The following is a 20190-nucleotide window of genomic DNA, read 5'->3' as shown; positions in this document are numbered from 1 at the left end:
ATTCTCATAAGTTGTATTGCTCAGACGTATGAGTTTTGACACAATCCATTTAGTAAGATGACAAAAACAAATTCCATTTACACCCTTCAGTTTTGGCTTTTATGTTTAAGTAATTTCCTGTTTTCAGCAAGTTTCCAAATGATGATTCCAGAGTTGCCAGATTATTTGGCATCCATGGGTGGAAAAGAATACATCGGTTATATTATTGCTTTATTTACATTAACTGCTGGTATTTCGAGACCATTCTCTGGAAAACTAACCGATACCATTGGCCGCGTTCCCATTATGGCTTTTGGTTCAGTGGTATGTTTTATTTGTGGCGGTATTTATCCTTGGGTAAGTGGTGTGGCCACATTTCTTTTCTTAAGGTTTATTCATGGGATGTCTACAGGCACCAAACCTACGGCAACTTCCGCCTACGTTGCCGATATTATTCCCGAAGACCGTCGTGGCGAGGCACAAGGAATGTTAGGCATTTTTACCGCTACAGGTATGTCGATGGGACCAACCATTGGAGGCTACCTCACTGAGTTATTCTCGATAAATACCATGTTTTATACTTCTTCTTCATTTGCCTTATTATCGATTTTGATTTTGGTAAATATGAAAGAAACCCTTCCCAAAGAACAAAAACAGCCTTTTTCGCTAAAACTTTTCAAAATAGGCTGGGTCGACGTCTTCGAACCGAGAGTAATTCCTACTTTTTTGGTCATGTTATTAGTGTCGTTTTCATCTGGTGTGATTCTGACTCTCATTCCTGACCAAACTAAGATGTTGGGTATGAGCAACAAAGGAATATTCTTTACAGTTTATACTATTGCATCATTGGTTGTGAGAATGTTTTTTGCCAAAAGTTCAGATAAATACGGGCGAATTCCAGTACTCATCATTTCAAGTGTTTTGTTGGCGGTATCTATGCTGATTTTAGGGTATGCCAACAACTTTACAGCTTTGATGATAGCCTCTATTCTGTTTGGTTTCTCTTGGGGCTTTAATACCCCTACCCTCACCGCTTGGACAGTAGATTTGTCTGACGAGCGATACCGAGGTCGTGCTATGGCAACCATGTATATTGCCCTTGAAGCAGGAATTGGTATTGGCGCTGTAGTAGCAGGAAAACTTTATCAAGGTAAAGTAGAAAACCTACCCTATTCGTACATCATTGCGGCGGTATTATCTTTGGTAAGTTTGGTGTATTTAGTAATATTACGTAAGAATCAGAAAAAGCACCTTGTTGCTTAATATTTAAATCACAAAATCATGGTATTTGAGCAATATCTCGAAGAAAAAAATATCAATGCTGAAATGTTTTTATGGGACAATCCAAAGCATTTCGCAGAATTGAAAAAGATTTTTAATGAAATGCACCCTGATGGCTTTACAGCGCAGAAGAAGTTTTTAATAAACCAGCTTCGTCGTAAATATATGCTGAAGCAGTTTGCGTAGCATGTATTTAATAGACAGTTCATTTTAAAAGTAAAAGGTTATTCGTTAATAGTATATCAGTTATCAGAATACTCTCATAATCCGAGGTATACTATTAGAAAGGCACTTAGATTTATCATTCATTTAATCTTTCCTGTTACTCAATTAGGGTCCACTAAATTGTTTCTAACATTTATGTGAAAAAGAAACCGTTGAACTTATAACCTTTATACAAATAACATATTTCAAAAAACAAGGATTTTAAGCCATCAGAATAGAAAAAAGCTTAATAATCCTTGTTTTTTTTATAGATATATTTCTAAATTTACTCACAACAAGATATAACCTTGGTAGTTGTTTTTTTGCCCCTTTTTCATTTATATCATCTTGCTATAACTTTGGATAGTTGAATTTCTGACTCCTCGAAAATTTACTTTCAAAATCAATAGCTTGATTGTAGCTTAGCATCAAAATCCTATCTAGCTTTTCTTGTCTATTAAGTTTGTGTAAAAGACCTGTATTTGTGCCATCATTTATGCTTGCACGAAGTTTTTGTCATAAATTTAATATAATCTTTACTCAATAACTCTCTTTCTTTAATCGATTGAGGATTGGAGTAAAACAAAAACAACAATCTAATAATCAATTATTTAACTTTTAGAAAAAAATGGCTTATAACATCTTAGACATCGAAGGAATCGGTCCAGTTTATGCTGAAAAATTAGGTGCCGTAAACATCAAAACTGTTGAACAACTTCTTGAAGTTGGCGCTACTAAAAAAGGTCGCTCTTCGTTAGCAAATGAAACAGGAATCGATGAAAAACGCATCCTTCGTTGGGTAAACATGGCTGATTTGTTCAGAATCAAAGGCGTTGCAGAAGAAACATCTGACCTTTTAGAGGCTGCTGGTGTGGATACTGTAAAAGAATTAGCAACTCGTAATGCTGCTAACTTGCATGCTAAAATGGTAGAAACAAATGAAGCAAAAGGCTTAAGCGGACGTGTTCCAAGCTTGTCTCAAGTAGAAGGATTTATCGAGCACGCAAAAACTTTGGCTCCAGTGGTGACTTACTAATTTATAGAATTTCGTCGCAGGAATATATCTTTCAATAGAGTAAAAATACCCTCAACATTGCTTTGTTATAGCAAATGTTGAGGGTATTTTTTTTTCTTAATTTCTAGTAAAAACTAGCGCTAAAATCAGAAAAAATAGAACTCATAATAAATAATATCGCTTATAATAATAAAGACATTTCTTAAAGCTGAAAAGATATTTTTTGAACAAAACTAATCCAACATTGTAAAATTTCAATAAATCATCGAAGCCTGACGAATGAAATTAGCTTTTTATTGAACTTTGGCAAGAAATCAATCAGCGAAAATTGTACAATTCGTAGCATATTCAAACACTGTAATAAAACTGTTAACTGAAATAAAATAATAATCTCAAGCCAATTTTTTTTAGCGCAATATGAACACATCCCAACTCGAAAATTTATTCCCTGCGGAAGCTGATATTCCAGCAGAATATAATATCACCGAGCCGATTGAGCAACGTGAATACTTGGTAAATGGTGAGATGCGTCAATGGGCTGGTAAAACCCAAGATGTTTGGTCTCCTGTTTATGTAAAAACTGAAAAAGGATTAGAACAAAAACGCATTGGTTCTTACCCTATCACAGATGCCCCAGATGCTATCGAAGTATTGTATGCAGCCGTGAAAGCTTACAACAATGGTCGTGGCAAATGGCCATCGATGAGTGTAAAACAACGTATCGAATGCGTTGAGCGTTTTACTCAAAAAATGATTCAAAAACGCGACGAGGTTGTAAAATTGTTGATGTGGGAAATCGGTAAATCTTTAGGTGATTCACAGAAAGAATTTGACCGTACTGTTCAGTACATCTACGATACAATTGATGCGCTTAAAGATATCGACCGTAACTCATCTACTTTCTTGATTGAAGAAGGTATTATCGGGCAAGTACGTCGCTCACCACTAGGTGTTGTATTGTGTATGGGACCATTCAACTATCCATTGAATGAGACTTTCACAACGTTGATTCCTGCTTTGATTATGGGAAATACGTTGTTGTTTAAACCTCCGAAACACGGTACATTATTGCACTACCCATTATTAGAGGCATTCCGTGATTCATTCCCTGCTGGTGTAATCAACACAGTTTATGGTCGCGGAAACTCGGTTATCCCTAGCTTAATGGAATCAGGTAAAATCGATGTATTGACCTTGATTGGTTCATCTAAGGTAGCTGATAAGTTGAAAAAAATGCACCCTAAAGTAAACCGTTTGAGAGCAATCTTAGGTTTGGATGCTAAAAATGCAGCTATCGTTACAGAAAGTTCAGACCTTGAATTGGCCGTTAAAGAATGTATGCTAGGTTCGTTGTCATTCAATGGTCAGCGTTGTACTGCACTCAAAATCATGTTCGTTCACGAAACATTGATAGAGAAGTTTAACCAACGTATGGCTGAAGAAATTGGCAAATTGAAATTAGGTTTGATGTGGGAAAAAGGTGTAAACATTACGCCACTTCCTGAGCCAAACAAGCCAGCATATTTGAAGGAGCTTATCGAGGATGCTAAGTTACACGGTGCAAAAGTGATTAACGAAAATGGTGGCGAAAGCTTCAAATCATTCGTATTCCCTGCTTTACTTTCACCAGTAACTAGCCAAATGAAAATCTGGCATGAAGAGCAATTTGGCCCTGTAGTTCCAGTGGTACCTTTCAACAATATTGAAGAACCAATCGAATATATTACTAATTCGTCACACGGACAGCAAGTATCTATTTTCGGAACAGATGTAAATCAAATTTCTGAATTGATCGATGCTGCGGTAAACCAAGTTTCTCGTGTGAATATCAATGCTCAATGTCAACGTGGACCAGACACATTCCCATTCACAGGTCGTAAAGACTCTGCTGAAGGTACTTTGTCTGTAACAGCAGCACTTCGTTCGTTCTCGATTCGTACGGTTGTAGCAACAAAACAAACTGCTGAAAACAAAGCATTGGTAAATCAAATTGTTGAAAATCAAGAATCTAACTTCTTGTCAACTAGATTTATCTTGTAGGTAAAAGTTATTGGTTATTAGTGTGAATGTTATCAGAGATTATCTACTTCAACAATGGATGTTCTCCTACTATTAACCAATGAAGGCTTTTTACTTATCATAAAAACAAAAAGGCTGTTTCAAATTTGAAACAGCCTTTTTGTTTTTATGTATTACTATTAATGCTGAATTGCGAGTTGTGAATTAATAGTATATCCGAGATGTAATTTTAATTTAACCTTCTAATTATGAGCTACTTCAAATAACGAATATACTATTAACGAATAACGTCTTCTTTCTTAATTCAATAGGTACTCGCTTAATTTTGACTCTAAATCTTTGGTAGACATATTTCTAAAAATTCCTCCATGAGAAACAAAAGAAATTTCACCCTTTTCCTCTGATACTACAATCACTGCGGCATCAGTTTGTTCGCTCATCCCAAATGCAGCACGGTGTCTGAAACCTAGCGTTGGCGAAATCGTACCACTTTCCGAGATAGGAAGCATACAGCGAGCCGCAGCCAAGCGACTATTTTTGATAATAACAGCCCCATCGTGTAGTGGTGAGTTTTTATGAAAAATGGTCAAGAGTAATCTTTTGGATACCTGAGAGTCGATTTCATCACCAGATTCAATGAATTTTTTCAAATCATCTTCTTTTTCAATAACAATCAACGCACCTGTATGCGTAGCAGCCATTGTACGTGTTGCTTCTACGATAGCTTGAAGATTGGATACCTTATCTTTGGAAATTTTGGGCGTATAAAATCTTTTCAAAATCGCATTTTCTTGGAATGAGGTCGAGCGACCCAACATTAATAGAAAACGACGAATTTCTTGTTGAAAAATAATTAAAAGCGCCAATACTCCAACATTCATAAATTGCCCTAAAATGGCAGAAAGCAATTCCATGCCAAAGGCCGTTGCTAACAAATAAACAGCATATACGATGATAAAGCCAAAAAATATCTTATTCGCAATACTCCCCTGAATGAGTCGGTATATCTGATAGAGCAAGAAAGCTACCAGCATTACGTCAACTACATCTATAAAATCAATATTTAAAAAGCCAATGTGCATACAGTTTTAAGGTTTTTGCGATTAAAGTACTAATATAAAGTGTCGGTTTTAAGTAAGATATGAGCATTGGGACAAATAGCTCGGTAAAAATCAATTTTGGAGGGTTCGCATACGCCAGGAAAATCTCCTTGTTTGCCCAACATATCAGTCATCACTTGAAAATGCAAATGAGGAGGCCAGTTGCCATTTTCAGGAAAATTGCCGAATTCTGCTATACGCTGCCCCTTATCAATAAACTGATTGACTGCTAGTCCATCCAAAGAGCTCACACTCAAATGTCCATACAGCGTATAAAAAATATAACCTTCTAGTTCATGTTCCAGAATTATGGTTGGACCATAATCACCAAAGTTATCATTGTTAGCAAAACTATGGACTTTACCAGCCAATGGTGCAAATACTGGCGTACCAGCAGCTGCCCAAATATCTACTCCCAAGTGAATAGACCTAGGTTCTACGGTTTGCTGGAAATGTTCACTTCTACGATAGATATACCGATTTTCAAAATATCCGCCGATAGCACAAACTGCCTGCGCTTCTTGAATTTTAGCAAATACATATTCTGAAAAAATAGCAGTATCGGTTAGATCTATTTTTTTTAGGTCAGTATTCTCAGCGGTAAGGTCGATCTTCAACAGAGTATCTTCCGACAATTCGAAAGGCACAACTGGAGCAAAATCATATTTTTTTAATATTTCTTCTATTAACATTTTTGTCTTAAAATCTTGTTTGTATAAAGGCTTTAGGCCCATACCTGTGTACCCTCAGTACAGTTTTTACACATTTCAATCTCACTCCTTGATTTCAAAACGACTTGTCTAAAATTCTGATAGGATTCAGCTTTCCAAAGGGTTTTAAATGACGTTTGACTCAAATCACCTAATCTATGTTCTGCATCTTTGTCAAAACAGCATGGAACTACCAATCCATCCCAAGTAATTACGCATGAATGCCACATTTTCCAACAATGATTGAGCAAATGATTTTTGATTTGATAGCTTCCATCTGCTTGTTGTTGGTAGCGAGCATATTTTTCTATTGTCGGAATCAAGGCTGAACCTTGCTCATAATCATATATTTGGGCTGTTTTTAAGGCAACTTCATCTACCTCTAACTCCTTCGCCAATTGCTTTACCTCCTCAATTTGGTGTTCGTTGGGACGTACTACCAAAAACTGAAATACGATATGTGGCGTGGAAGAATTAAGCGCTTTTTTCCATTTGACAACATGCTTTGTTCCTTCAATTACCTTATGGAGCTTACCACCAACACGATATTGTTCATACACCTCTTGGGTAGTTCCATCAATCGAAATAATCAGCCTGTCAAGTCCTGATTCTACTGTTTTTTTAGCTTGTATATCGCTAAGATAATGAGCATTGGTAGAGGTAGCCGTGTAAATTTTCTTGCTGGCAGCGTACTGTACTAATTCCAAGAATTGTGGATGAAGATAAGGTTCGCCTTGAAAATAAAAAATTAGATACGTAAGTGTATCCGCAAGCTCATCTATAGACCGACGAAACATCTCATCAGAAAGCATACCCGTTGGTCTGGTAAAAGAACGAAGTCCACTTGGACATTCGGGACATCGTAGGTTGCAAGAAGTAGTTGGCTCAAACGAAATACTGATAGGAAGCCCCCAATGATGAACCTTACCTGTAAATTTAGAGAAATAGTAGCTCGCCAACACCTGAGTAGCATTCCAGAAACGCTTCCATGTAAGTTTTGAGATAAAATTCAGACCGTCAGTAAGGTTTCTATTCATTATAGTGTATGCGCTATGTGGCATAGGATTACAGACCTATGGTCCGAAATACCACATTTAGCTAGTCATTTTGAGAGTTCTCCAACACTATGCAAGCCTTTATTTTACACAAAATCAATCGTAAATTAAAGAACTTGGTTGTTATTGCTATTTACTCTGCAAATTACTCAATAAATGTTAAAACATCGGGGTATATTGTTTAATTCCTTGTAAAAGAGTACAGCTTTATTGAATAAAAGAGATATTTTGAAAAAAGTTCATTAGCACAAGGGGTACTTTCTTGATTTAATGCATAAAACATCTGTAGGTAATTTGGCAAGGAGTTGGTGAAGAATATAGTAGAAAATAGCGCTTTTTGATTCTGTATGTACACAAAGCTGAACACTCAAAAAAGCCATTGTTTTTAGAATATTTCGTAGACGATTAGGTCTAAAATTTAGGAGAAAATCGACTTTAAAGCAATTCTTAAAATGAATGAATATTCGGAATTAGGCAAAAATAAATCACCTTATTTTTTCGAAAATCATGATTTTTCAACGATAAAAATATATACTTTCAAAAAATCGTAGTTTTTTTATGAAAAATATTTAAAAAAAATATTGCTATTTCAACAATTCTAATGCAAATTGCTCTTGTTATAGATGTCCTCAAAACATTCCGCTAGATGTGATGACGATATGATATAATTAGTATAAATTATAACCTTACTTAATTTAAAACTAATTTCTTCATACTTGTTTCTGAGATATAGTCTCAGCTCATCTTCATTGCGTCCAATAAGCATTTAAGGCATCACTTTACCAAGACATTAATCATTAACTGATATACGATATTCTATTGCGAAAGCATTCAAAATACTAACTAAGTAATCTTTTATTAGATTATTTTTTTATGGGTTCGGGTTACAGAAAAAGTCAAGAGTGATACTCTTGACTTTTCTAATTTTATACCTATCTCGTTTTGCTAAAGCCGTAGACATTATCTATGAATTTTCTTTTGCCCACAAATTCACCTTTATTTACCCAGAAAATTGGCAGGTCTTTTCTGTAAAAATGCGGTAACGCCTTCCACAAAATCATGGCTTTGAGCTGCCTCATCTTGATGAATAGCTTCCAACTCCAACATTTGCTCTAGTGAAGAATGTGAAGATTGATTCAATACTTTCTTGATTAAACCAATTGCCTTGGTTGGCGCTTTAGCATATTGCTGCGCTACAAGCTCCAATGTTGCTCTAAATTCATTTGCTGGCACTACTTTCGAAACCAAACCTAATTCCAAACACTCCTGAGCACTTAAGCGCCTACCTGTAGAGCATAGCTCAAAAGCACGTTGTGAACCAACAATTCTTGGTAAGAAATACGAAGAGCCAGCGTCGATAATTAAGCCAATACTGACAAAAATTTCAGACATTGCCGCAGTTTCAGAGGCAATTAATATATCACAAGCCAAAGCCAACGAACACCCTGCCCCTGCAGCGATGCCATTTAATCCCCCAATAATTGGTTTGGGAGAATTTCGCATAGCCAATACCATCGGATTGTAGTTTTTACGTAATGATTCGCTTGGTAGTTTTATATTGCCCAACCCTTCTTTTAAGTCTGCACCAGAGCAAAATGCCTTCTCCCCTTCTGAGGTCAACACCATCACACGAACAGCAGTATCTTCTGATGCCATATTTACGGCTTTGGTTATTTCCTGAATCAGACCAGGATTTAAAGCATGATACACCTCAGGTCGATTGAGCGTAATAAATGCAATAGCATTTTTCACTTCATATTTTAGTAATTCAAACATAGATTTTCTGTTAAAAAGGTTTTACAATCAATGTTTGAAGTTCTAAAAAAATAATTTGTTATGCAAGCATACTATTTAATTTTAGTTTTGATAATTATCTCATACAAAAACTTCAAAATATATGCTCACAATAAAAGCAAAGTGACTGATAAACTAATAGCTAGACCCACTGCTACACCTGCAATAATCTGGGAAAGTGTATGTGCTGCCAACTGTAATCGAGCGGAAAGTAAGAAGCCTCCTAAAATTACTAACGTAGCAAGTGTTCCAAGCAAGTGCGCCTCTGGTAAGTGAATCGCAATACCCAAGATTGCGCCTATAGTTCCTGATATGCCAACAGCATGAGCGGATATTTTCCAGTACAAACTAACAAAAGATACCACCGCAATAGAAAAGGTAATACTGCTCATCAGCACGGCTACTTCAGGGAATTGTTGAATGGATTTTGTATAAAATGCCGTAATAAAGGTGTAAATAATCACGGTAAGAAGATAGGGCAATCGTCGGTCGCGAAGTGTCTGCATATCAAGTGTTTTGATATAGCCTAAACGAAATACGAAATAGATAGAAAGCGCTGGAACAAGGAAGGTTTGAAGAAAAATCAGAATCAAAAGTCCTAATTTAAGACTTAGCATTCCTACTTTGGCTGCACTGTTAAAAAGTTCTAGGTTGGGTATAGCAGCTGGCGCTTGGTAAAAAATAATCCCAAACAACAAGGTTGGCATAACTAAGGGATGTAGTACTACAGAGAGAATATATGCGAGACGAGCGTTCAAAGTCGAATAAAATAAAAGTGAATGATGAATAATTTTCTTGCAACAGCAAATTTAAAACTATTCATCATTCACTTATGATAGACTTGCAATTAAAGTTGTTTACGAAGGCGGGCTACAGGGATATTGAGTTGTTCACGATATTTTGCCACCGTTCTTCGAGCAATATTATATCCTTTTTCGTTTAAGTATTTTTCTAGTTTATCATCCGAAAGCGGATTTTTCTTAGGTTCATTCTCGATCAATTCTTTCAAGATATTTTTCACTTCACGACTTGAAGCATCTTCGCCCGATTCGGTCGAAATACCTTCTGAGAAGAAATATTTAAGCAAATACAAGCCAAATTCTGTTTGTACCGATTTGCTACTCGCTACCCTCGAAACGGTAGAAATATCCATTTCGATTTCGTTGGCGATATCTTTCAATATCATTGGTTTAAGTTTTGACTCATCCCCCGACAAAAAGAACTCCTTTTGATAATCCACAATCGCCTGCATAGTTTTCAAGAGCGTTTGTTGACGTTGTTTGATGGCGTCGATAAACCATTTGGCCGAATCCAGTTTTTGTTTGATAAACGTAACCGTTTCTTTTATTGATTTATTGTTCTTGTCGCTCTTGTCATATGTTTCGAGCATTTCGTGGAATGAAGTACTCACACGCAATTCTGGTGCATTTTTGGAATTCAAGAAAATTTCCAACTTACCATTATTATTCGTCAGAATGAAGTCAGGCATTAAGAACTGCGTCACATTCGAATCATCGTCAGAAGCACCGGGTTTGGGATTCAATTTAGTAATCAAAGAGATAGCTTCCTTCATTGCTTCATCAGTGATACCAAGGCGCTTTTGTATCTTCTCGTAGTGTTTTTTCGAAAATTCATCGAAGTACTCATCTACTATTCGGATAGCATCCTGAATACGTGGCTCGTTTTGGGACTTGCGGTCAAGTTGGAGTAATAGGCATTCCTTCAAATCTCTGGCAGCGATACCCGCTGGGTCGAAAGTCTGAATGGCACGCAAAACCTCCTCGACTTCTTCAATGCTGGTATAAACACCTTGTGTGAAAGCAAGGTCGTTTACGATGGCCTGCATTGGACGTCGAATATAGCCATCGGCTTCAATTGAACCGATGATTTGTTTTCCAATAGTTTCTTTTGTTTCGTCTAATCGAAGAAAACCGAGCTGAGTGTTGAGATGGTCTGTTAAACTTTCCACCATCATGATTGGCATTTCTTTTTCTTCTTCTTCCCCTCCGTTTCCGTCACCTTGCATTTTGTAGCCACTATAATCATCATGGAGGTAGGAGTCTATATCCAAATCTCTGTCCTCATAATCAGCAAATTCATCTTCTTTATAGTCGTCGAATTCTTCATCAAATTCTTCCTTTTGCTCTTGGACGTCATTATCCATCTCCATGCCTTCTTCCAAAGCTGGATTTATCTCAAGCTCCTCCTCAATTCTAGCCGCCAGCTCAAACGTTGGAATTTGTAAGAGCTTTATAAACTGAATTTGTTGTGGTGATAGTCGCTGCTGAAGCGACTGGTTTAAGGATAGTTTTTGCATATTTTATGACATGTAAGGATTACTGTAGAAACATCCATCAAGTTTGGTATAAGGTTTGAGGACGGTCTTTCTTTTCACCCTCTATCAACAATCTTGCCAATTTGCTCGATAAAAATAATTAAGATGTTTGACAAATCCCAAATACAAATAATCATTTTACATAAAAATCTGTAAAACAGAAACTTACATTTTCAAACTTTTTTCGACCACTTACAAAAAACTTATGAAAAGCCATTCATCATTCGGTAATTGACAGAATTGTAAGTAATTTTGAATAGTAGGTAACCAAAATGGCAATCCTATTTACTAAAATACTTACGTATGGAGGTATAAAGAAGATTTATTCAAATACATTTTGTAAAACTAGACAATGCAAATCAAACAAATCTTAGCAGAAGCAGCTGTAGGCTCAGAAATTACAGTAAAAGGCTGGGTAAGAACCAAGCGTGAATCTAAAAACGTAACTTTCATTAATATCAATGATGGTTCGGTTATTCACAATATCCAAGCTGTGGCTGAGGCAGGTGTTTTGAATGAGGAAACTCAAAAACTCATTACAACGGGTGCATGTGTAGCCATTACAGGAACTTTAATCGAGTCACAAGGTTCAGGTCAAAAAGTAGAATTACAAGTAAAATCTGCACTTGTATATGGTACTGCCGACCCTGAGAAATACCCATTACAACCTAAAAAACACTCATTGGAGTTTTTGAGAGAAATTGGTCACTTGCGTCCTCGTACAAATACATTCTCAGCAATCCTTCGTGTTCGTCACACTTTGGCATATGCCATTCATAAATACTTCAACGACAATGGTTTCTTCTATCTTCATACTCCAATCATTACTGGTTCGGATGCTGAAGGTGCAGGCGAAATGTTTCGTGTAACTACGCTCGATCCTAAGAATCCACCATTGAACGAAGATGGGTCTGTTAACTACAAAGAAGACTTCTTTGGTCGTGAAACAAATCTAACGGTTTCGGGTCAGTTGGAAGGTGAATTAGGCGCTATGGCGTTATCAAAAGTTTATACTTTTGGTCCTACTTTCCGTGCTGAAAACTCAAACACGGCTCGTCACTTGGCTGAGTTCTGGATGATTGAGCCAGAAGTTGCGTTCTATGAATTAGAAGACAACATGGCTTTGGCTGAAGATTTTACTAAGTATGTTATCAAGTATGCGCTTGACAACTGTTATGATGACTTGGTATTCTTGGAAGGTCGCTTGAAAGAAGAAGAGAAAAATAAGAAACAAGAAGAACGTTCAGAACTGGCGCTTATTGAGAAATTGAAATTTGTGATTGACAATGATTATGTCAAGTTGACATATACCGAAGCAATCCAAATCTTATTGAGCTCAAAACGTCATAAAGAAGGTAAATTCCAATATCCTGTAGCTTGGGGTATCGACTTGCAATCTGAGCATGAGCGTTATTTGGTAGAAAAACACTTCAAAAAACCAGTTATCTTAACCAACTATCCGAAAGACATCAAAGCTTTCTACATGAAGTTGGATGAAGTAACTGATAATGTTCCTGGGCAAACTGTACGCGCAATGGACGTATTATTCCCAGGTATTGGTGAGATCATCGGTGGTTCGCAACGTGAAGATAACTACGAAAAATTGGCACAACGTTGTCAAGAAGTAGGTATTCCAATCGAATCAATTTGGTGGTACTTAGAAACTCGCCAGTTTGGTACAGCACCACACGCTGGTTTCGGTATTGGTTTCGAACGTTTGGTGATGTTTGTAACGGGTATGACCAATATCCGTGACGTAATTCCTTTCCCTCGTACGCCAAAAACTGCTGAATTCTAGGAACTAGTTAGTAGTTATACGTATATCTGTTATTAGAAAATAACCCGAAAGATATATCTTGTATGCTACAGAAATAAATAACGTTAAAGGTTGTGCTGATGTTTGAAAAAATGTCGGCACAACCTTTTTTACTATTCAGCATGTCAATCATTTATGTGAAAATGAATATCTTTATTACAGCTTACACTTCAGAGTCGACACACGTATTTAAACCCTTTTTTTAATATGAAAAAAATTATACTAACCTTTTCCCTCATCATAGGAATTACAGCAACACTATCTGCTCAGTCTGCCGACGAAACTGCAGTAAAGGCGGTCATCGACCAACTATTTACTGGTATGCAAAAGCATGATACAACTATGATTAAAGCAGTTTTTCACCCATCTATCCGAATGCAATCGATAGGAATGAGTCGTAAAACACAACAAATGGAACTTACTACCGAAAATGGAATTGCAGATTTTGTCAAACAAATTGGCTCACTTCCTGCCAGTTTGGCAATTGAAGAAAGGTTATTGAGCTATGAAATCAGAATTGATGGGCAGATGGCAACCGCTTGGACTCCCTATGAATTTTATGCCAATGGTAAATTTAGTCATTGTGGCGTTGATGCCTTCCAGCTTTTCAAAACTCCAGAAGGTTGGAGAATCATCGCACTAGCAGATACTCGTAGAAAAGATTGTGGCAAGTAAGTATTAATGCTGAGTTGTGAATTAAGAATTGTGAATTTAATTTCTAATTATTAGCATTTAACCGTATCACCTAGTTCGAGACTTAGTCTCGGACTAGGTGATACGGTTGTAGAGATACAGTGCATTGCGTATTTGCAATTTAGACATATCGATTTAATAGCATTAATTTAGTAGGTCAGTTCAGGGGACTGGCCTTTTTTTAGTTATTTTGCGAGGGAAACACCTTATTAAAGGTCTTTAACTATTAACTATCCCATGATTCAATTTCTCAAATTTTTCAAAAGTCTTACTTATGCTTTTCAGGGCTTAGGAATGTTGCTGAAAGAAAATAACTTTCGGATACATCTGCTAATTTTCGGCTTTGGGCTTTTGTTTGGCTGGTTTTTCGATATTAGCATTACCGAGTGGCTGTTTGTGGTATTGGGCAACGGACTGGCAATTGCCTCAGAAGGGTTTAATTCCGCGATTGAAGCGGTTGTGGATTTGGCATCTCCAGACTTTCATCCTTTAGCCAAAAAAGCCAAAGATATCGCTGCTGGCTCGGTTTGGATAACGGCCATGGCTTCTATGATTTGCCATATTATTATCTTTTTACCTAAAATCATCACTTTTATCGAAAGCCTAATATAGAAGAGGGAGCATAATATACGCCCCCTTTCTTTATCGCTCATTCATTTATCCATAAAATGCTTATTTCTTTTTTCGTACGTTTTTCCAAATAAAATACCCTCCCAAAAGCACCAGTACCACGACTACTCCTATGATTAATTTGGTCCATACTAAGGGATCAACATGTTCCTCCTCGGTGATTACCACTAATTGATTGGCCTTCTGATTTTTGAGTACTTGCTTGTATCCCCCCGTCCAATGCACAATAATTTCGTCGACCTGTGTTGCATTCCCAAGTCCGAAATGGGCAAATGTGGCGTTTTGAGACAAATGGCTAGAACCCCCACCGTCTATTTCACGAATATAATGCTTACCACCAACTACAATTTCCACTTTAGAACCCAAACCATGCGTTTCGGCTTGAATACCTTTCAAGGCAATTTTTATCCAATTTCCTTTTGCGCCATCATTGCGATACAAATGGGTAACCGACTCTGTTGGGAAATTGGGTAATACAGGCTTTTGATTAACCACTAGTAAATCCAAGTCGCCATCGTTGTCATAATCTAACATAACCGAACCACGACCAATGCCGTAGTCATTTATACCTTTGAGACCAGCCAAGTCGGTATATTTACCATTGTTATTCTCGAAATAAAAATCGCCCATTGGTACACAATTAGGATTCAAGTCGCCATTGACCACAAACAAATCTAGGTCGCCATCGTGATCAAAATCAGCAAAATTTGCGCCCCAACTAATCGTGATTGTATTCAGACCAGCCTCTGCGGTTTTGTCAGAAAATGGTTTCCCTGCACCATTATTTATCATCAGCTTATTAAACCGAATATTGGTAAAAAAATAGTCCATCAAACCATCATTATTATAATCACCAACGGCAGTACCCATCGAATTAATTTTCAAATCCATCCCCAATTTAGGCGCAACGTCATTGAAATAACTCATAGGATATTGGTTGTCCAACAACAAGTTTGGGGTCTTTTTGTACCCAAAATCATGGTTGACAATCAAGTCTTGATCGCCATCGTTGTCATAATCGGTAAAAACACCTCCAAAACCAAAACCTTTATGCGAAAGTCCGTAGTTTTTGTATTCATCTTTAAAACCTTTGCCCTGTTGGTTAATCAACAAATTACCCTCTCCTATTTGATTGGCACCAACTATCATCGAGGCATTGATGGTACTCAAATCGCCTGGGTATTGGGTAAAATAATTTCCAACGTATAAATCGGGATATCCATCAGCATTGACATCACCAAAATTGGCTCCAGTACTAAACGAATACAGTTCGCCTAATCCATATTCTTTGGTAGCATCTCTGAAAGTATTGTTTTTATTATTCAAAAAAAGCAAATTGATTTCTCGGGGAATAATCTTTTTGGTACCTTTTGAAGTAATCGTCGTAATATATAAATCTACCCAACCATCACGGTTTACGTCGGCGGCGACTGCTCCTTGTGTTAGATAATTTCGAGTTTTGGTAAGCCCTGATTTTGTATAAATATTGGTAAAAGTTCCGTTTCGATTATTGAGATACAATACGTCATCGGCTTTACCACCAGCGATAAAAATATCGTCGAAGCCATCATTATTGATGTCAATCACACACGCTCCACCACCCAAAAACCCTTCGAACACTTCGAACTGGTGATTGATACCTGCTTGTTTTGACACTTCCGTAAACATTTTTTGCGCTTGAATAATAGTAGTGCTCGCAAGAAACACTATTCCTAATTTTAGTAAAGGTTTAATCATAGAAATTTGCTTAAAGACATGAAAGAGAGTAGCCTTGATAGGACATAAAATTCATCCAATTGGCTACAAAAGAATCACCTTGCAATGGTATCATTGCAAACCATAATCTATCCTGAAATCAGTAGAACGCCAAGGCTGGCCAATGTGAGCATTATGAATAAGACTGAACGTCTCATTCAAATATCAAGTAGTTTAACAATAGCTCATTGGGTTAATTACTAGTGGTAGGTGTCAAACTTGAGCTATGTAAGGCATTTTATTATTTATACTTGTAGGTAACTAGAGGTTATTAGAAGGAACTCAAAAGCAAACTTCAGCTTTTACTATTCCTTTTTATAGAGGCTTTTTTGCCATATTAGGCTATTGATATTTTCTCCAATTTCTTTTCCCTTTTGCAAGCCTGCATTGTTGTCCATCGGCGTATGAATACCTCCGTAAAAACGAGAGTTGGCAACTTCGTTGGCAACATCCCAAAGCGCATTAAATGTACGAGCTTTAAACTCCACATTTCTCAGTCCATCGGGTTTTCGACCTACGTGTGAGTCATCAGTGATAGTGATAGAATTACCATATAAATTACCCAAAACGGTAGCAGTTGCAGCCGCTTGAATAGCATGACCTGATGGGAAAGCAGGAAATGGTGGATCTGGCCAAAATGACTCCCAGAACTTATCGATATACTTTGGAATAAACGTATTAGGACGCTCAGTAAAAAACTCATATTTCCATTTCCAACAATTCACAAATGCATCTGCAACTCCTATACCTACACGGGCATACGTTTCGGCACACTTAATGAGCGGAGGATTGATTTTCTTTATCACTAGCGTTGCGATATAATACGAGTGCCCAGGAGGAGTAAAAGTTTCGTCTGGATCATCTCCCCACCATACAGCAGCTTCCTTCTGTTGTTGGGTCAAGGCATTGCGCTGGCGATAAACCGCCAAAAACTGTTGATAGTATTCTGATTGAGGCACTGAGTCAAAAGGAATGGGCTTTGGTGCCGCAATTTTATGATCTGATACTAAAAATGTGCGGTTTTTACCCCAATCTGGATGTAATGGCGAACGACTAAAAGATTGACTATAGAGTGGAGGTTGCCATCCTCCTAGTTTTTGAGGATAGACTCTTTTTTTATCAAAATTTTTAAAATAACCTTCATTTCCTCCATCTGTTTTTGACCACTCGAATATCTTTTCTGCGACTTCACGACCGTAAGCAATAGAGCGTTTTGTAATTTCTGGGTCAGTAATATCCTTAGAGCGTACTTCTAACAGAGCATTTTCGAGTGAATCTATTTGAGCTTTATTGATTTCAGAAGTTTGTTTGTAAAGCGCCTTGATGATAGATGCCTGTGAGGCGTTGAGCGCAACAATCCAATCGTATTTTTGATTGGGCTGAGGCATAGGCAAGCTTTGTAGACTATCCAACTGACCTGCCATTGAGGCATACGTTTGGTCGCTATGCACCACAGATTCGTACATGGTAAGACCGATATAACCGAGACATCTGGAAGCATAGGTTGGCGAGTTTCCAGGGGTATTTTTAGTAATATACAAAGCCATATCCGACCAGCGAGTGGCATAGTCTTGCTCTGTAATTTTCTTTTGAAAAAACTGACAACTCATACAAAAGCCAACTAAAGCAACCGCTACTATCCCGTTGAGAATACCCAAGCTTTTCATTGAAGATTTCATGTTTTATAAATTTATGTTGAAAGAGGAAAAGTCAAACGCTTTCTACTTAATAGTAAAACTCCAATATTGACTGATTAGTGCACAATATATGTATATTTTATATTGTTAAAATCATAAAGTGAAATAAATCATTGAATTAGTGGTAAAGCATCTCCAGAGATGTAAAACGATTTAACCAAATTAGGCAGTCATTTCTGACTGCCTAATTGATATTTGGATTAGGGATAGGATTAATTCGAATATCCAGGGTTTTGTATCAACTTAGTATTACGTAATACCTCGTTACGACTCAACGCACGATAGTACATTTTGTCGTTCCAAGTACGAGTTTCGTTAGAGGTATTATCCTCTACTGAATAGCTATAATTATAACGATTCTTATCGAATTTATAGGTAGCAGGCGCCGTCATACCCGGTTTAAGTTTAGCCTCAACGTGGATAGATTTTACCCCTCTTCCTAAGGTAGAAGCTGCAATCATCCAACGACGTGCATCATGATAACGATGCTCTTCATAAGACAACTCGATACGTCTTTCATTTCTCAAACGGTCACGCAAAGCAGTACCTTTGTCATTTACAGCAGGCATACCTGAGCGGAAACGAATTTTATTGATCCACTTTAAAGCTTCCGCTTCATCGCCAGTTTCGATACTTGCTTCAGCATAACTCAATGCCATTTCTGTGTAACGAATAAACGGCCATGGAATCACCTGTGCAGAAGATTGATTATCAGCCAATGCTGGGTTTGGATCGATAAACTTGCGAGTGTAATAGTGCGTACGGCTACCATTCCAGTTTTCTACAGCAGACTCACGTGTATCAATACCATTTAACAATCCTCCTTTTCCGTCATCATAATAACCTGTCTGAATCTGGTTAGCAGGATCTAATGCACTAACATCGGCAGGGCGAGGCTTCCAAGGTGCTCCATCATACAATACCGAAGCATAGAAACGTGGGTCACGATTTTCGTAAGGAGCTGCCTTATGTGTAGCATTATTCCAGTCAAATTTGGTACCATCCATCATTTCATAGTCATCAACTAATTGCTGGATTGGCGTATTACCTGCCCAGTTGTGATAACCGTTTGGTCCGTTGTTGATACCATAGTGAATACCTCCCAATGGCCAGTTGTCTTCTTGAGTATACAAGGCTGTATGTGTACGTTGGAATAATAACTCAGAGGCAGCAGCTGGATCAGCCACAGCACTCTGACCACCCATTGCGATGGCATTATAGTTATTTTTACCTTCTTCAGCAGATACTGGCGCTGTCAAATTCAATTTGTAACCCGTAGTAGCATCTAATACTGCCTTTGCAGCAGCTTTTGCCGCTTGCCAACGTGCAGCACGGTCGCCAGAAGGGTATGCTAACAAATCAATATTTTGATATGAAGCTAACACTGGCGATTTTGCCTTTGCCGTAGGACCATCATGCAAATCACTCGCTGCATACAACAATACACGAGCTTTTAATGCCATCGCTGACAACTTAGTAGCACGACCTGGGGTAGACGGTTTGCCATCCAAAAGTTTGATAGCGTTGTCCAAATCACTCACGATAAACTTCACACACTCATCATACGAGCTTCTTGCTACCGTATAATCTTCGTTCAAACCGTAAGATTTACTAATCAAAGGTACACCACCATAAAAACGGAGTAATTGTTGATAGTAATAAGCACGCAAGAAATATGACTCACCAATTAAGCGATCTTTTAGTGTAGCGTTGGTAAAAGTAGCTGTTGGTAAATTTTCTAATGCTACGTTTGCCTCACGAATCGCAAGATACATTTTATCCCAACCGTAGGTATCACTCACCCAAGCAATGTTGTTTGGACTTTCAGTACCTTCAGTAAAGGTGTTGATGTTACGACCAGCGTGCGTAAACATCGCTTCATCGGTGTAAGCCGCCAAAGCTTGCTCTTCGAAACCACCATATCCTAAGAAAGAGTACACATTAAAAACAAAAGCCTCCGAAAGTGGTCCATCAGCCCATGTTGCAGCACTCGATATTTTATCTAAGGGTTTGGTATTCAAAAATTCTTGATCACAAGATAAAGTAAGCCCCATCAGAGCAGCGAATAAGCCTACTTTTATACTAAATTTCTTCATGTTAAATTACG

General features: G+C 37.6%; 16 protein-coding genes. 7 read left to right on the top strand and 9 right to left on the bottom strand.

Going from position 1 to position 20190, the window contains the following annotated elements; translation table 11 throughout:
- The first annotated feature begins 57 nt into the window (after positions 1-57).
- The 4 genes from QM524_RS06640 to QM524_RS06625 all read left to right on the top strand — a co-directional run bounded on the left by QM524_RS06640 (position 58) and on the right by QM524_RS06625 (position 4519).
- Positions 58-1242: an MFS transporter gene (locus tag QM524_RS06640; protein WP_283343961.1), complete on the top strand. Its 1185-nt coding sequence runs from the start codon at positions 58-60 to the stop codon at positions 1240-1242.
- An 18-nt stretch (positions 1243-1260) separates the two neighbouring features.
- Complete coding sequence (locus tag QM524_RS06635) at positions 1261-1446, top strand: hypothetical protein (protein WP_166552995.1); 186 nt, start codon at positions 1261-1263, stop codon at positions 1444-1446.
- Between the two features lie 646 nt (positions 1447-2092).
- On the top strand, positions 2093-2500 hold the full coding sequence (locus QM524_RS06630) for a DUF4332 domain-containing protein (protein WP_283343960.1): 408 nt from the start codon (positions 2093-2095) through the stop codon (positions 2498-2500).
- A 396-nt stretch (positions 2501-2896) separates the two neighbouring features.
- Positions 2897-4519 carry an NADP-dependent glyceraldehyde-3-phosphate dehydrogenase gene (locus QM524_RS06625; RefSeq protein ID WP_283343959.1) on the top strand — a complete coding sequence of 541 codons (1623 nt, stop codon included), beginning with the start codon at positions 2897-2899 and terminating at the stop codon, positions 4517-4519.
- Positions 4520-4797: 278 nt separating this feature from the next.
- Here QM524_RS06625 and cdaA read toward each other — a convergent pair whose 3' ends face one another.
- The 6 genes from cdaA to rpoN form a co-directional block, all read right to left on the bottom strand.
- Entirely contained in the window at positions 4798-5580 is a 783-nt protein-coding gene (gene cdaA, locus QM524_RS06620) for a diadenylate cyclase CdaA (protein ID WP_095166570.1), read from the bottom strand.
- Between the two features lie 29 nt (positions 5581-5609).
- Positions 5610-6290 (bottom strand): peptidoglycan DD-metalloendopeptidase family protein, encoded by a 681-nt coding sequence (locus QM524_RS06615; RefSeq protein ID WP_283343958.1) that lies wholly within the window; start codon positions 6288-6290, stop codon positions 5610-5612.
- 32 nt (positions 6291-6322) lie between these two features.
- Positions 6323-7345 (bottom strand): SPASM domain-containing protein, encoded by a 1023-nt coding sequence (locus QM524_RS06610; RefSeq protein WP_283343957.1) that lies wholly within the window; start codon positions 7343-7345, stop codon positions 6323-6325.
- Positions 7346-8359: 1014 nt separating this feature from the next.
- Complete coding sequence (locus QM524_RS06605) at positions 8360-9139, bottom strand: enoyl-CoA hydratase/isomerase family protein (protein ID WP_283343956.1); 780 nt, start codon at positions 9137-9139, stop codon at positions 8360-8362.
- Between the two features lie 125 nt (positions 9140-9264).
- Positions 9265-9915, bottom strand: a complete 651-nt coding sequence (locus tag QM524_RS06600) for a hypothetical protein (protein ID WP_229363443.1) — start codon at positions 9913-9915, stop codon at positions 9265-9267.
- An 89-nt stretch (positions 9916-10004) separates the two neighbouring features.
- Positions 10005-11474: an RNA polymerase factor sigma-54 gene (gene rpoN, locus QM524_RS06595; RefSeq protein WP_095166566.1), complete on the bottom strand. Its 1470-nt coding sequence runs from the start codon at positions 11472-11474 to the stop codon at positions 10005-10007.
- A 370-nt stretch (positions 11475-11844) separates the two neighbouring features.
- Here rpoN and asnS point away from each other — a divergent pair, with 370 nt between their 5' ends.
- The 3 genes from asnS (at position 11845) to QM524_RS06580 (ending at position 14613) form a co-directional block, all read left to right on the top strand.
- On the top strand, positions 11845-13290 hold the full coding sequence (asnS, locus tag QM524_RS06590) for an asparagine--tRNA ligase (RefSeq protein ID WP_095166564.1): 1446 nt from the start codon (positions 11845-11847) through the stop codon (positions 13288-13290).
- Between the two features lie 225 nt (positions 13291-13515).
- On the top strand, positions 13516-13983 hold the full coding sequence (locus QM524_RS06585; RefSeq protein WP_166578582.1) for a nuclear transport factor 2 family protein: 468 nt from the start codon (positions 13516-13518) through the stop codon (positions 13981-13983).
- Between the two features lie 255 nt (positions 13984-14238).
- Complete coding sequence (locus QM524_RS06580; RefSeq protein WP_283343955.1) at positions 14239-14613, top strand: diacylglycerol kinase family protein; 375 nt, start codon at positions 14239-14241, stop codon at positions 14611-14613.
- 60 nt (positions 14614-14673) lie between these two features.
- On the opposite strand, the gene QM524_RS06575 is transcribed toward QM524_RS06580, so the two are convergent.
- The 3 genes from QM524_RS06575 to QM524_RS06565 all read right to left on the bottom strand — a co-directional run bounded on the left by QM524_RS06575 (position 14674) and on the right by QM524_RS06565 (position 20179).
- Positions 14674-16368 carry a CRTAC1 family protein gene (locus QM524_RS06575; protein WP_283343954.1) on the bottom strand — a complete coding sequence of 565 codons (1695 nt, stop codon included), beginning with the start codon at positions 16366-16368 and terminating at the stop codon, positions 14674-14676.
- A 323-nt stretch (positions 16369-16691) separates the two neighbouring features.
- A complete protein-coding gene (locus QM524_RS06570) occupies positions 16692-18065 on the bottom strand; it encodes a vanadium-dependent haloperoxidase (protein WP_283343953.1) in 1374 nt (457 codons plus the stop codon).
- Between the two features lie 230 nt (positions 18066-18295).
- Positions 18296-20179, bottom strand: a complete 1884-nt coding sequence (locus tag QM524_RS06565) for a RagB/SusD family nutrient uptake outer membrane protein (protein ID WP_283343952.1) — start codon at positions 20177-20179, stop codon at positions 18296-18298.
- Positions 20180-20190: the final 11 nt, after the last annotated feature.

Source organism: Flectobacillus roseus (assembly GCF_030056595.1).
In the GTDB taxonomy this organism is placed as follows: Bacteria; Bacteroidota; Bacteroidia; order Cytophagales; family Spirosomataceae; genus Flectobacillus; species Flectobacillus roseus.
Note: the sequence above shows the minus strand (reverse complement) of the source record. Positions and strands in the feature narration are given on the sequence as shown.